General features: G+C 34.8%; 12 protein-coding genes. 9 read left to right on the top strand and 3 right to left on the bottom strand.

Annotated features, from left to right (window positions below; genetic code table 11):
* Nucleotides 1-70 precede the first annotated feature (70 nt).
* Entirely contained in the window at nucleotides 71-481 is a 411-nt protein-coding gene (locus tag BUB80_RS01635) for an acyl-CoA thioesterase (protein ID WP_073290301.1), read from the bottom strand.
* Nucleotides 482-616: 135 nt separating this feature from the next.
* Here BUB80_RS01635 and dnaA point away from each other — a divergent pair, with 135 nt between their 5' ends.
* The 3 genes from dnaA to BUB80_RS01650 all read left to right on the top strand — a co-directional run bounded on the left by dnaA (nucleotide 617) and on the right by BUB80_RS01650 (nucleotide 3,365).
* Nucleotides 617-2,071: a chromosomal replication initiator protein DnaA gene (gene dnaA, locus BUB80_RS01640; protein ID WP_054510733.1), complete on the top strand. Its 1,455-nt coding sequence runs from the start codon at nucleotides 617-619 to the stop codon at nucleotides 2,069-2,071.
* Nucleotides 2,072-2,192: 121 nt separating this feature from the next.
* Nucleotides 2,193-2,648, top strand: a complete 456-nt coding sequence (locus tag BUB80_RS01645; protein ID WP_073290303.1) for a low molecular weight protein-tyrosine-phosphatase — start codon at nucleotides 2,193-2,195, stop codon at nucleotides 2,646-2,648.
* Between the two features lie 18 nt (nucleotides 2,649-2,666).
* Nucleotides 2,667-3,365, top strand: a complete 699-nt coding sequence (locus BUB80_RS01650) for an SAM-dependent methyltransferase (RefSeq protein WP_073290305.1) — start codon at nucleotides 2,667-2,669, stop codon at nucleotides 3,363-3,365.
* Between the two features lie 102 nt (nucleotides 3,366-3,467).
* On the opposite strand, the gene BUB80_RS01655 is transcribed toward BUB80_RS01650, so the two are convergent.
* Entirely contained in the window at nucleotides 3,468-4,361 is an 894-nt protein-coding gene (locus BUB80_RS01655) for a DUF4349 domain-containing protein (RefSeq protein WP_073290306.1), read from the bottom strand.
* 158 nt (nucleotides 4,362-4,519) lie between these two features.
* On the opposite strand from BUB80_RS01655, the gene BUB80_RS01660 reads away from it, so the two are divergent.
* Nucleotides 4,520-5,587, top strand: a complete 1,068-nt coding sequence (locus BUB80_RS01660) for a DUF2891 domain-containing protein (protein ID WP_073290308.1) — start codon at nucleotides 4,520-4,522, stop codon at nucleotides 5,585-5,587.
* Here the strand turns inward: BUB80_RS01660 and BUB80_RS01665 are convergent.
* Complete coding sequence (locus BUB80_RS01665) at nucleotides 5,584-6,057, bottom strand: Mpo1 family 2-hydroxy fatty acid dioxygenase (RefSeq protein WP_073290310.1); 474 nt, start codon at nucleotides 6,055-6,057, stop codon at nucleotides 5,584-5,586. The genes BUB80_RS01660 and BUB80_RS01665 overlap by 4 nt on opposite strands.
* Nucleotides 6,058-6,128: 71 nt before the next feature.
* Here BUB80_RS01665 and BUB80_RS01670 point away from each other — a divergent pair, with 71 nt between their 5' ends.
* The 5 genes from BUB80_RS01670 (at nucleotide 6,129) to BUB80_RS01690 (ending at nucleotide 13,887) form a co-directional block, all read left to right on the top strand.
* Nucleotides 6,129-6,974 (top strand): helix-turn-helix domain-containing protein, encoded by an 846-nt coding sequence (locus tag BUB80_RS01670; protein ID WP_073290312.1) that lies wholly within the window; start codon nucleotides 6,129-6,131, stop codon nucleotides 6,972-6,974.
* Nucleotides 6,975-7,063: 89 nt separating this feature from the next.
* Nucleotides 7,064-8,374: a TolC family protein gene (locus BUB80_RS01675; protein ID WP_073290314.1), complete on the top strand. Its 1,311-nt coding sequence runs from the start codon at nucleotides 7,064-7,066 to the stop codon at nucleotides 8,372-8,374.
* Between the two features lie 23 nt (nucleotides 8,375-8,397).
* Complete coding sequence (locus BUB80_RS01680) at nucleotides 8,398-9,525, top strand: HlyD family secretion protein (protein ID WP_073290316.1); 1,128 nt, start codon at nucleotides 8,398-8,400, stop codon at nucleotides 9,523-9,525.
* A gap of 89 nt (nucleotides 9,526-9,614) precedes the next feature.
* Nucleotides 9,615-11,207 carry an MFS transporter gene (locus BUB80_RS01685; protein ID WP_073290318.1) on the top strand — a complete coding sequence of 531 codons (1,593 nt, stop codon included), beginning with the start codon at nucleotides 9,615-9,617 and terminating at the stop codon, nucleotides 11,205-11,207.
* Between the two features lie 466 nt (nucleotides 11,208-11,673).
* Entirely contained in the window at nucleotides 11,674-13,887 is a 2,214-nt protein-coding gene (locus BUB80_RS01690) for a TonB-dependent receptor (protein WP_073290319.1), read from the top strand.
* Nucleotides 13,888-13,901 lie beyond the last annotated feature (14 nt).

Genomic DNA, 13,901 nt, shown 5'->3' on the forward strand with positions numbered 1-13,901 from the left:
ATTGAAGTTCAAATATGGTAATAATAATTTAAAACCAATGCCTGTTATCTTAAATTTTGAACTCTAAATTTTAAGATTTCCAATGGTCTTCAATTAGCTTCATTAGAATATCAGGACACTTGATGATTTTGTTCATTTTTGCATCCAAAAAAAATAAAGTTGTTGAAGCTTCTGTAATTTTAATATGCTCCGAATTGTAAATTTCATACTCAAATTCAATTTTTACCCCCGGAATTTTTTTTATGAAAGTATGAATTTCTAATTCTTGGTCATACAATGCGGGCTTCAAATACTTGATTTTATACTCTGAAACCGGTAGCCAAATTCCCTGATTCTCAATCTCATCATATGACATTCCGATGCTTCGAAAAAGCTCAACTCTTCCAATTTCAAAGTATTCTGCATAGTTGCCATAATAGACGTATTTCATGGGGTCTGTCTCTCCGTAACGTACTCGTATTGAGTGTGTTGTGTGTATCATTTTTGTTGCTTAAATATACATACAAATATATTTTTAAATAATCAATACCTCCAAAATTTTTTTATGAAAATAAAAAATTGGAACTTTGTCTTCCTCCTAAAAAGAGACTAACAAAGAATTAATCGGGGCATAAAAATGAACGAAAATTTAATGATGATATGGCAGAGGTGCCTTCAGTTTATGCGAGATAATCTCAATGCTGCTGAAGACAGTTCTGATCTAAAAAAGCTTGAAAAATCTTTCGACTTACTATTTGACAAGGTTCAGCCAGTTTCTTTGGTTGACAACAACCTTACGTTGATGGTTCCGAGTGATTTTTACAAGGAATATATTGAGGATAATTACCTATCCCTTCTTTCTGCTGCCCTAAAGAAAAATATTGGTAAAGGAGTTAAATTATGGTATTCTGTAATGGAAAATAAGCCTTTTGGTTTAGAAAAACCTGTTACAATGAATATGAAAGGGAAAAGTGTTCCTACTCCGAAAGTTCAAGAAACAATGCCTCAAGGCTTTTCATCTAATATCGTTAATCCTTTTGTACTTCCGGGAATCAAAAAAGTAAATATTGATTCTAACCTAAAAGCTGATTTCTCATTTGATAATTATATAGAAGGAGAAAGCAATAAATTTGCTGCTACTGTAGCAAGATCTATCGCCAAAAGACCTGGTGCAACAGCTTTCAATCCTTTGTTCTTATATGGAGGTTATGGAGTGGGGAAAACCCACTTAGGACAGGCAGTTGGTCTGGAAGTAAAAAGCCAGTTTCCTGATAAAGTGGTTCTTTATTTGTCTTCTGAAAAATTCATTCAACAGTTTATTTCAGCAGCAAAAGCGCATAAGCAAACTGAGTTTGCTAATTTTTACCAAATGGTAGATGTTCTGATTATCGACGATATTCAGTTCCTTTCCGGAAAATCTGCTACACAGGATAGTTTCTTCCACATTTTTGATTATTTGCATCAAAACGGAAAACAAATCATCCTTACATCAGATAAGGCTCCTGTAGATATTATGGATATCCAAGACAGAATTGTTTCTCGTTTTAAATGGGGACTTTCTGCAGAAATAAAATCTCCGGATTTACAAACTCGTAGACAAATTATTGTAGACAAATTAAGTAGAGACGGAATCGTTTTAACAGATGATATACTAGATTTCCTAGCTACTGAAACTAAAACGAACGTAAGAGAATTAATTGGAGTTATTAACTCTGTAATTGCTTACTCTACTGTTTATAAGAGAGATATGAGTCTTGAATTGTTAAAAGAGACCATAAGTAAAATTGCTGCAACTCAGAAAAAAATCATTAATATTCCTTACATTCAGGAAGTTGTTTGTGATTATTTCGGAATTAAAAAAGAACAGCTTTTATCCAAGACAAGAAAAAGAGAAATCGCACTTCCAAGACAATTGGCAATGTACTTCTCAAAAGAATTAACAAATTCTACATTCACTAAAATTGGTATGGAAATGGGCGGAAAAGACCATTCAACAGTAATGTATGCCTGTGACACGATCAAGGATGTTTCTAAGATCGACAAAGAAGTGAAAAAATACGTAAAAGAACTTGGAGAAAGAATCAAACACTAAGATCATTACTTAAAGATAACGAAGATGAAGAATAATATTATTCTTCATTTTTTGTTTAGTTTTGTCAGAAGAAAAATGACAACTTTTTATAATTTACATTTTAAACTTTAGATTTAATGATATGAAAATATTGATGGTCTGTTTAGGAAATATATGCAGAAGCCCTTTAGCAGAAGGTATTATGAAGGTAAAGCTTCCTGAAAGTTTTTTTGTTGATTCTGCGGGAACCATTTCTATGCATGAAGGAAAACATCCCGATTCAAGATCCATCAAAATTGCAACTAATCACGGAATCGATATTTCAAAACAAAGATCCAGACCGATTGTAAAATCAGATTTTGAAACTTTTGATAAAATCTATTGTATGGATATCAATGTATATCAAGAAGTTATTTCCAGAACTAATAATGAAAAATATCGTCAGAAAGTTTCTTTGTTTTTGGAAGCCGCCGGAAATCACAAAAATACAGAAGTTCCGGATCCTTATTGGGGAGATCTGAATGATTTTGAAGAGGTCTTCCAGCTGTTGGAAGAAGGTTGTAATACAATCGCTCAACAGCTCACACATAATGTATAATTCATAACGCTACATAAAATGCTTTTTTTACTACCAGCTTATTTATCTGAAAACACTTCTATTAATCATTTTTCGCCTGTTTTGAAAGACTATATCATGCAGACGGACTATTTCTTCGTCGAGAATGAAAAGACCGCAAGAAAGGTGGTTAAATTCTTTGCTCCCGAGAAAAAACAATCGGATCTGAAACTGTTTTTATTAGATAAGTACACCGAAAATAAAGATATCAAAGAAGCTCAGGAATTGATGTTGAAAGGACAGGATTTTGGACTGCTTTCCGAAGCCGGACTTCCTTGTATCGCCGACCCTGGAAACCTGATCGTAAAATGGTGTCACGAAAAAAACATTCGTGTTGTCCCAATTTCAGGGCCTTCATCTATTATTTTAGCTTTGATTTCCAGTGGTTTTAACGGACAGGAATTTAGCTTTAATGGATATTTACCGATTGAAAAAGGCGAAAAGAAAAAGCAGATTGTTCAGCTGGAAGGCTTGGTTCAAAGAACAGGATATTCACAGATTTTTATGGAAACTCCTTATCGAAATAATGCCCTTTTTGAAGATCTAACTAAATTTCTTTCACCCAATACAAAGCTTTGTATCGCTGCCAATATCAACGATCCTGAACATGAATTTATCAAAACAAAAACGATAAAAGAATGGCAAAAACAAAAACCTGAACTGCATAAAGTTCCGGCTGTTTTTGTTTTAGGTAAATAGTCTTGTTAAGGTCATTGCGAACCGTAGGTGAAGCAATCTCAATTTTACAATAATATGAATGAGATTGCTTCGTTGCTTCGCTCCTCGCAATGACGAAAAAACTTATTTTGTTTTTCTTCTTGATCTCCATTTTCTCCATAAAAAGACAATCAGAGGAATCAATAAAAAGAAAGGCCAAAAGGATATTATTCCCAATATAAAACTCACAAAACTGTTCCAGCCTTCTGTAATAGAATCTCCAAAACGGCTTCCAAAACCAATTTTCGAAGTAGCCGAACTTCTTACTTTTTCTTTATATAAACTTAAATTCAGGGTGCTGTAATTTACTCGATCATCGATGAAACGAAGTCTGCCTTCTGAAACATCAATTTCATCTTCTAATTCTCGGATATTTTCCTGAATTTCAAGAATGTCCTTAGTTGTGGCTGCACTTTTAAGCATATCTCTATACTTTTCAAGGTAGATTTTCTTATTTGCTAATTTTATAGAAACATCTGTATATTCTTCAGTAACATCATTGGATGAAATGTTTTTAGATAAAACGGAGCCTATTCCATCAGAAAATGAATTGATTAACGCATCAAAATTCTTGTGTGGAACACGAATGACTAAATTTAAATTTTCATCGGTATCTGTATTTCGGAATTCTTCTTTTTGAATGTAAGCTTGATTTTTTTTCAAAATTTCAGAGGTCTGAAGTTGTGCTTTTTTAATATCTCCCACCTGAAGCCTCATATCTCCATTTTTGATGATTTTCTTTGAAATCGTATCTCCGTTTTTGACAGCTCCGTTTTCTGTTTTATTGGATGTTGAAGCGACTGTTGCTGCTGAGCTATTAGGAATTTCTTCTTTCGGCGATGAGGGAGGTGGCGGAAGATATTTATCAGAAGGTTTTTCCTCAAGGACTTCCATTAAGTCAGCTTTAACTTGGATGGGTTCCTGTTTTTTACAATGAATGAGGAGAAGGAAAAATAATGGTAGAAGTAATTTTCTCATGGATAAGTTTTGCTGAATCTTATCAAAAACTATGCTTAAAATGAGAGTTTGATTTCTAATTTTCAATAAATCATGAATATTAATGTAAAAGCTTTATTAATTCTAATTAATACCGTTTTTAAAGGGATAGAATTCAAATTATTTTATATTTTTATTGAATGAAAAAGAGTCTTTTAGCATTTGTGTTTTCTCCATTTTTGATGTATGCTCAGGAAGTTCCTACATTAACAGATGAAATGGCGATGAAATTAGCCGATAAACCTATTCATTGCATCAATCAGGAATATCCGAATAAAACGGCACATATCATTAATAATGAGAAGGAGGTTCCTCTTACTCCTAAAGATCTGCATCCTAGTTTTTATGGTTGCTTTGACTGGCATAGCTCCGTTCACGGACATTGGATGTTGGTAAGGTTATTAAAAACAAAGCCCAATTTGGCGAATGCAAAAGAGATTGAAAAGATTCTTGATCAATCGTTTCAAAAAGAAAATCTTCAGACAGAAGCTGATTATTTTACCAAATATCAGTTAACCACAACATTTGAAAGAACATATGGATGGGCTTGGGTGCTAAAGCTTGATGAAGAATTAGCAACTTGGGACCATCCTAAAGCTAAAATTTGGCATCAGAATTTGAAACCTTTAACGGAGAAAATTTTAAATTCATGGAAAGCGTATTTACCTAAGCAAACCTACCCAAACAGAACCGGAGTTCATCCCAATACTGCTTTTGCAATGGCTTTCGCACTCGATTGGGCCAGAGCAAATCAAAACAAAGAATTTGAAAATCAATTGGTAGAAAAGGCAAAATACTTCTTTTTAAAGGATGAAAAAACGCCTGCTTACTTAGAGCCTGATGGTTCAGATTTCTTTTCGCCAAGTTTAGAAATTGCAGATTTAATGAGAAGGGTTCTTCCTCAAAAGGAATTTGTAAAATGGCTAAATACTTTCTATGAAAAACGAAGTATAGAGAATATTGAGAAAATTCCTGTCGTAAGTGATTTGTCTGATTATCAGACTGTTCATTTGGTTGGTTTGTCTTTCACAAAAGCATGGTGTATGAAAGGAATTGCTAAATCTCTCCCAGATAATCATCCATTGAAAAAAGAATTCCAAAAAACGGCTACTGTATTTTTAAACAACGGACTTCCATTGTTATTCCAAGGGAATTATGGAGGTGATCATTGGTTGGCAAGTTTTGCAGTGTATGCGTTGGAAGATTAATATCTGATTCCTAATTTTTTTAAAATATAACTTAAAAGCCAAATTGGTCCTATCAAAAGAAACTGTAAATCTTTGAGGAAAGACGGTTTTTTACCTTCAATCTTATGTCCCACAAACTGTAAAATCCAAGTAATCACGAAAACACTTAGATAAACAATCCATGAACGGTTACCAAAATGAATGTTGATGTCAAAGGTAAAATGCTCCATTAAAAGCATGGCAATAGCCATAATAAGACTCACCAATAAAGAAAGTCTTATGTAGAATGCTGTCACCAAAACTACTGCTATAATACTCACAATACTGATGCATCCGTAGTAAGGGGCACAGAAATGAGGAGACGGTATGAGGGAGATAAAACCTAAGATCGTCCAAAAGATTAAGGGCACGCAGATCCAGTGAATCAGTTTGTTAGTCATATTTCTATGGCTTTCGGCATACTCTGCAAAGAATAGATCAATCTTTCTCATAATAGGGAGTTTGGAAAATACTAAATTAATAAAATTTTGTAATCGCAAAGCATATTGCTTACATTTGTGTTATGTCTGTCTTAGAAAAGTTTGGAGTAGAGATTTTTACACAAAAAAATATTTTCGAAAGGATCTCTGCCGATAAGCCTTTTCGTCCGGATAACCCTGCTTTTATTTTTATTAAAACGGGTACCATAAAGCTCAAACAGCATTTTCGTGATTTGGAGCTTTCTGAGAATATGTTTATGGTCACTGATCCGCAAACAATTTACGAAATGGTTTCTGTGAGTGATGATTTTCAATCCAGAATGGTTTCTTATAAAAGAGAATTTATTTCTGCGTTATCATTGAAATTCAATAGATTAATTACCTATCGTTATTTTCGTCAACAGATGAACATTGGCGTTCCTTTTCACCAGGACGAAATGGATGTTGTTTGGAAAAGCGTGAACTTTCTGAAATATATTTTGGATTCACCCACTGAGATGACGTACAAAAAAGAAATTGTAGAACATTTGTTCTCCGTTTTTTGTTATCAAATGGCAGGAATTATTTCTAATGAAGATAATAATTCAATGAGCCAGATGTCCAGACAGGAAGAAATTGTTTTTAATTTCCTGACAGATCTTGCAGAACATCATCTTACAGAGCGAACGGTTGAGTTCTACGCCGAGCGGCAGTCGATTACAACGAGACATCTTTCTTCGGTGGTGAAGACAATAACAGGGAAGTCGGCAAGCCAGATCATTGCAGTAATTGTGATGAATGAAGCCAAAGTGCTTTTAAACTCCTCAAAAAAGCCTGTTTCAGAGATTTCATCCATCTTGGGATTTAGTGACCAGTACTCATTTTCTCACTTTTTTAAGAAGCATTTGGAGGTAAGTCCAAGCCAATATCGAAATCAGTTCGAAAGCTAGAATCTTACATTTGAACATCTTTTTCCAATTCTCAAGCATTTCATTGAGCTTCTTTACACGCTAACTTTGTACTCGTAAAACAAGGTAAAATGGTAAAGAATATAAAAACAGCACTATCACTCGTGATAGCACTATTTCCTGCGCTGTTTTTTTCACAAGAAATTAAACAGCTGACAGCGAATGAAGTCGCCGAACTGGCACTACAAAATCATCAGCAATTAAAGGTTTCGGCTCAGAATATTGACATTGCGAAACAAAATACGAATGTTACAAAACTGCAAAAGCTGCCTACAATTACGGCTTCTACAAGTCAGTTTTATTTAGGGAACGTGTTGGCAATCGACAAAGATTTTTCAAATTCAACCAATATTCCGATGCCTCATTATGGAAGTTCTTACGCGGTACAGGCGACTCAACTGATCTTTAAAGGTGGATTGGTGAATAGGTCTATTGAAATGGCCGGACTTCGTGAGCAATTATCAGAATTGGATCTGGAGAAAAATAAGCAGGATGTCAAACTTTTGGTGATCTCTAATTATTTGGATGTTTATAAAATTTTAAACCAAGAATCGGTTTTTCAAAATAACAAAAAGCTGGCTCAGGAACGTTTGAAAAACATTCAAAAATTCTATCAGCAAGGAATGGTTACCCGAAATGAAGTGATTCGTGGAGAATTGGCTATCAAAAACTTAGATCAGGGAATTTTAACGCTAGCGAATAACAAGAAAATACTTAATTATAATTTAAGTATTGCATTGGGTTTGCCATCTGATACTGAGATTATTCCGATTGAAAGTTTATCTAACAAAGAATCGGGAATTGGGATGGATTATTATTTTGATTTAGCCCATAACAGCAATCCGCAAATGAAATCTGCGAAGACGAATATGGATGTTGCCGATAAAAATATTGAGATCATTAAAACCGATAAAATGCCAACGTTAGCAGGGTTTGGAGGGTATACTTTACAAAGACCGATTACTACGAGAAATCCTGTCTTGGATATGTATTCAGGAGGTTGGCAAACAGGAATTTCTTTGAGTTATAATATTGATAATCTGTATAAAACGAAAGAAAGAGTGAAGCTTGGAGAGCTGCAAAAAAATCAGGCTAATGATGCCATGACGTTGGTTCAGCAAAATATAGATATGGGAGTGAATGCTGCATATGTTAAATATCAGGAATCTATTCTGCAAGCCGGAATTTTGGATGAAGCTAAACAGTTAGCTGAAGAAAACTACAAAATTACGGAGGCTAAATATCTGAATCAATTGGCTGTACAGGCTGAAATGATCGATGCTCAAAATCAAAAACTACAATCTGAACTGGATTTTGCGAATGCAGAGATCAATGTATTGTATCAATATTACAATCTTTTGAAATCTACAGGAACGCTTTAATTTTTTAAACTGAAAATCAAACAATGGAAAACAAGGAACAAAATACTCAAAATATAGCACCACAAACAGTTCAGGCTCCTGAAAAACCGAGTGTTGCTCAAAAGAAGAAAGAAAATAAAAAGAATAAGATAAGAGCGATTATTTCAAACACGATCGTTTTTTTACTGATCGGTTTCGGACTGTTCTGGTTGGTTCGTGAATATTTTCATATCGGAGATAAAACGTATACAGAAGCTGCTCAGGTAGAGGAATTTATTAACCCAATTAATACGAGAGTTTCGGCATATATCAAAGAAATAAAATTCATTGAACATCAACAGGTGAAAAAAGGAGATACATTGGCTGTTTTGGATGATCGTGAGATTGTAACTCAATTAGGACAGGCGGAAGCAGCATATCAAAATGCGTTGGCACAACGTTCGGCGACTTCTTCTTCAGTAAACACTGTTTCCAATAACGTAAGTGTTATGGAATCTAATATTGCCGGAGCAAAAGCAAGACTTTGGAATGCTGAGCAAAATTTAAACAGATATAAAAACCTGTTGGCTTCTGAAGCGGTAACAAGACAGCAATACGACCAGGTAAAAACGGAATATGATGCGCAAAAAGCGGCGTATGAAACGTTTGTTAATCAGAAGCAATCTGCCAATCTTTCAACTACGGAAGTAAGGAGCAAATTAGGAATCAATGATGCGGAGATCAAAAGAACGAAATCGGCTTTGGATATGGCTAAGATCAATCTTTCTTATACCGTAATTACGGCACCTTACGATGGTGTAATGGGAAGAAGAACGATTTCAGAAGGGCAGTTAATTCAACCCGGTCAGCAAGTTGCAACGATTGTTTTGAACGGTCAAAAATGGGTAACCGCCAACTTCTTAGAAAGTCAAATGCCTAATATCAAAATCGGAGAGAAAATGATGATGACTGCAGATGCTTTGGGCGGACAACAATTTGAAGGAATTGTTACGGCAGTTTCAGCAGCAACAGGATCAAGATATTCAAGTGTGCCGACGGATAATTCTACCGGAAACTTTATTAAAGTTCAGCAAAGAATCCCCGTAAGAATTGAGTTTACGAATTCTAATAAAAAAGAAGATATTGCTCAGCTGAGTGCAGGAATGAATATGAATATCAGTATTAATAAATAGTCAGTTGTGAATCGTTAATAGGTCAATTTGGATATGAAAATTCACAATTGATGTATTGCAATTTACAATCAAAATAATTAATTATCAACATGTATAACAAAGGACTATATCACGATTGGGTACCAAAACCCATACAGCTTTTGCTGATTGTATTGCTGCTTGCCGTAGTGATGCCATTGGGTGGAGTATTCACGGGAAATATCAGTTATCTGGTGAGCGGTACCGGTGCTATGACCGAATATTTCATGTGGGCCAATTATGCGACAACCATTGGTATGGGAGCATGTATGCCGATTGTTATGAGATTCAAAATGAGGTTTAAAGTTCGTGATAAAATGATTGTTTTATTGGTTCTTTTGGGTTTGTTAAGTTATCTGAATGCTACGACAATTGATCCGATGATCTTTATTTTTACCTCATTAATTATCGGATTTCTAAAAATGATGGTTACGATAGAATTGTTCTTACCATTAATGGCGATGATCGGTAACAGAGGAATGTTTTATGGTGCATTTTACACCTTCGTTTTAGTGATGAACCAAGTGGCAGCGTATTATGCGGTGGAAGTTTCTATTCAATATAATTGGCAGCAATTCTATATTTTAATATCGGTTTTCTGTTTTATTTTGGCGCTTTTGCATTGGATCTTTATGCACGATAAATATTTTGCTTTAAAAATTCCGTTGCATTATATTGATTGGTTGAGCATTTTACTTTTCGTTTCAACATTCATGTTCTCAGCGTATGTTTTCTCTTTTGGGAAGCAACAGGATTGGTTGAATTCAAGTAAAATAATCAACGCAAGTATCGCTGCTTTTGTAAGTTTTGCGTCGTTGGTATTGAGACAATTAACCTTAAAGAGACCTTACTTAGCTTTCACCATATTTTCAAAAAATAATGTTCAGCACGGATTATTTATGTTGCTGTGTCTGGGAATGTTTTTAGGAACAACTTCTATTCAGAATACATTTGCCGTAGGAGTGTTAGGATATGACCAATTGACGAACGCAAGATTAAATTTATTAATGATTCCAGGATTGGTTTTAGCAGGTGTAACAGCCATATTTTGGTTTAAAAAAGAAATACCGTTGAAGATGTTTATTTTTTCAGGCTTTTCAGCAATGATGGGCTATGCGATTATCATGTACTTTTCGATGGTCTTAGAATTTTCTTATGATGGTTGGTATTTACCGATGTTTCTGAAAGGATATGGAATGGGTTCACTGTTCATCTCAGTCTGGTTTTATACACTGGATAAATTAGCATTGGATGATATGCTAGCCGCCATTGGATTGGTATTGGTTTGGAGAACATTTTTTGCTGTTGGTTTTTTCTCAGCAATATATTCTTGGTTTCAATATCATTTTCAGATTGTTGCGGTTGGTGACTTAGCGGTTTATATGGATGGAATGACGATAAGTCCACAAAATGTAGCCGCCAATATGAAAGCCATTCAATTGAATGCAATTATTGCGGCCAGTAAAAAATTATTCGGATATATTATTCTTGCTGGTTTTGGAATATTGGCTTACGTTATAACCCATCATTTTGGAAGAGAACAATTTACGTATGTCCGATTTGTAAGAATGCTGAGTGGAAAATCGGTGATCGCTAGAAGAAGATTAAGAGAACGAAAAAGATTACTTGAAGATATAAAAGACGCAGCCGGGCCTGCGATGTAAAGATACCTTGTTTTTCACTTGTAGAACTCCATTTTATTGTAAAGTGGGGTTCTACTTTTTTTAGGAAAAGGCAATGATTAAATGCTTTTGTTTGAGCTTTTATTTTGTAGAGTTGGTTTTTCGCAAAGGCGCAAAATTTTAAAAAAATATTGTTGTAAGGCGCAAGGATTTTATCTTCGATAAAATTGATTATGTTATAATTAGCCATATGTTTTGTTATTCCTTAGGAGTCTAAATGATTAATTTTCATTGGGATATATAACTTTCTCAGAAATGCCCGAAATATATTATAATCGGATATAAAAATGAAAATCTTTGCGCCTTAGCGATATTCCAAAAGAAATCCATGAAGAAGGAAGAATCAAATGTCGATGCCGAAATATGAAAAAATTCATGCTATGTTATTTTTATTGATTCTAAATAATAGTTAAATTTGGAAATATTTATAAAACTTTTAATTAGAAGAATGAAAAAGCAGTATGTAGTAATAGCTTTATTGATTTCGGGAACTGTATTTTCCCAGGCAACACAAGATTCACTCAACTCTAAAAGCATTGAAGATGTAGTAATTGTAGCGTCAAGAAAACCTACCAAGATCTCTGAAATTCCCGGAACAGTTTGGGTGGTACAGAAAGAGAAAATTCAACAGCAGGCAAAAAGTGGAGTTCCGATTAAAGAGATGCTGGCGATTTTAATTCCAAGTATGGATATTGGTCCACAAGGAAGAACGAATTACGGACAAAACATGAGAGGACGTTCTGCATTGGTGATGATTGATGGGGTTTCTTTAAACAGTATTCGTTCAATCAGTCGTCAGTTGGATGCAATTGATCCTTTTAATATCGAAAGAATTGAGGTGCTTTCAGGAGCAAGTGCAATTTATGGTGGAAATGCAACAGGTGGAATCATTAATATTATTACTAAAACGCCATCCAAAAACGGAATCAGTGGAGAAACTGAATTAGGCGCTCGTACAGGTTTTATGGGAAGTGATGACCATGATTTCCGTGTAGCGCAGTCTATTTCAGGAAAAGGAGAGAAGTTTTTCGGAAGATTAGGAATTGCCTATCAACAAAATGGTGGGGTATACGGAGCCGATGAAAAGCAACTTTTAACCGATATTACGCAAACCGATCTTCAATATAATCAGACCATTGATATCTTGGCAACCGGAGGATATAAGTTTAATAACAAACATAAAATTACCGCTTCTCTTCAATATTATAATTCTAAATTTAATGGGGACAGAAGTCTTTATTTAGGTGAAAATTTAAGCGCTTTTACCACTAAAAATGCGAGTTTATTGGGAATGAGAGATGGTTTTTCTTCTGATAAAAATGTAGGAACCGAACGTTATATGGGAACGGTAACCTATAATGGAAATGATATTTTAGGAGGTCAGGATCTGTATGTTCAATTTGCTACCCGTGGTGAAAAATTAGGATTTTATCCTTTTCCGGGAAGTGTGAAAATTCCTGCAACCACTTCTTATATGTCGTCTTCTCAACAAGATACTTATTATTCAGGATTAAAAGCGTTGCTTTCTAAATCTTGGAAAGGTCTCAATGTAACGTATGGAGTAGATGTTGATCTTGAGAAATTCGAAGGCACACAATCTGTTTATGATATTGCCAAAACAATGTCTAGCGGAGGGTTGGTGAATGAAACAAAATACAGCTTAGGAAGATATCCGACCAATCATTCTCAAAGTTATGCAGGATATGTTCAGGCGAAATATAACATTCTTCCAAAACTACAATTGAACGGAGGAGTTCGTTACCAAAACATCAATGTAAAAGTAGATGATTTTGTAGGATCCCAGCAGCAGACACAAGTGGCAATGGGTTATGGGAAATCGGCTTCTGCGATTCCCGGAGGTAGCAGTTCATATAATGTGACACTTGCAAATGCCGGATTGTTGTATAAATTCAATGAGCAGCATCAGGTTTGGGGAACTTTCTCTCAAGGGGTAAGTTTAGCGGATCCTTCAAAATATTATGGAATCGGGAATTATAATTTGAATACCGTAACCGGAAACTGGGATGTTGTTTCAAGTATCAACGTACAGCAGCAACCTTTGCAGGCGATAAAAACCAATCAGTTTGAAGTAGGCTACCGTATCAATAAAGGTGGGTTAAGAGGTCAGATTGCAGGATTTTTAAGTAATTCTGATAAGTCGATTGCAGTTGATAAAACCACTTTCCAGATTCTTGTGAATGATCTGAAACTAAGAAATATGGGAATTGAAGCCGAAATTTCCTATACCCTAAACAATGGCGTTTACTTCGGAGCCAGCGGATTGTTGATCAAATCAGAAGTTGACAATAAAGGAGAATGGATAAAGCAGGAGATTTACAATGCTTCCCCTTCAAAATTGGTGACCTACATCGGGTATAATGTTAAAAGCTGGTCATTCAGATTCCAGTCGCTTCAAAACTTCAAGTTAAGGGATAATATCAATAATGAAATTGACGGATATAATACCTCAGATCTAATGGTAGGCTACCGATTCAATTGGGGTAAATTTAATTTAGGGATTCAAAACGTGTTTAATACAGATTATCAAACCATCTGGAGCAAGCGTTCTCAGGTGTTGTACTCTTCTTACGGACTTCCTGAATTGTTTAATTATAAAGGAAGAGGAAGAACATTTAACCTTTCATACACATTTGATTTTTAATTATTTGAATTAAG

Origin of the sequence: Chryseobacterium polytrichastri (assembly GCF_900142445.1) — a bacterium.
GTDB lineage: Bacteria > Bacteroidota > Bacteroidia > Flavobacteriales > Weeksellaceae > Chryseobacterium > Chryseobacterium polytrichastri.

Excerpts from the sequence above, each read along its gene's own strand:
- BUB80_RS01670 (WP_073290312.1), top strand. The coding sequence starts at position 6,129 with ATGTCTGTCTTAGAAAAGTTTGGAGTAGAGATTTTTACACAAAAAAAT.
- BUB80_RS01650 (WP_073290305.1), top strand. The coding sequence starts at position 2,667 with ATGCTTTTTTTACTACCAGCTTATTTATCTGAAAACACTTCTATTAAT.
- dnaA (WP_054510733.1), top strand. The coding sequence starts at position 617 with ATGAACGAAAATTTAATGATGATATGGCAGAGGTGCCTTCAGTTTATG.
- BUB80_RS01675 (WP_073290314.1), top strand. The coding sequence starts at position 7,064 with ATGGTAAAGAATATAAAAACAGCACTATCACTCGTGATAGCACTATTT.
- BUB80_RS01680 (WP_073290316.1), top strand. The coding sequence starts at position 8,398 with ATGGAAAACAAGGAACAAAATACTCAAAATATAGCACCACAAACAGTT.
- BUB80_RS01690 (WP_073290319.1), top strand. The coding sequence starts at position 11,674 with ATGAAAAAGCAGTATGTAGTAATAGCTTTATTGATTTCGGGAACTGTA.
- BUB80_RS01635 (WP_073290301.1), bottom strand. The coding sequence starts at position 481 with ATGATACACACAACACACTCAATACGAGTACGTTACGGAGAGACAGAC.
- BUB80_RS01655 (WP_073290306.1), bottom strand. The coding sequence starts at position 4,361 with ATGAGAAAATTACTTCTACCATTATTTTTCCTTCTCCTCATTCATTGT.
- BUB80_RS01645 (WP_073290303.1), top strand. The coding sequence starts at position 2,193 with ATGAAAATATTGATGGTCTGTTTAGGAAATATATGCAGAAGCCCTTTA.
- BUB80_RS01660 (WP_073290308.1), top strand. The coding sequence starts at position 4,520 with ATGAAAAAGAGTCTTTTAGCATTTGTGTTTTCTCCATTTTTGATGTAT.
- BUB80_RS01685 (WP_073290318.1), top strand. The coding sequence starts at position 9,615 with ATGTATAACAAAGGACTATATCACGATTGGGTACCAAAACCCATACAG.
- BUB80_RS01665 (WP_073290310.1), bottom strand. The coding sequence starts at position 6,057 with ATGAGAAAGATTGATCTATTCTTTGCAGAGTATGCCGAAAGCCATAGA.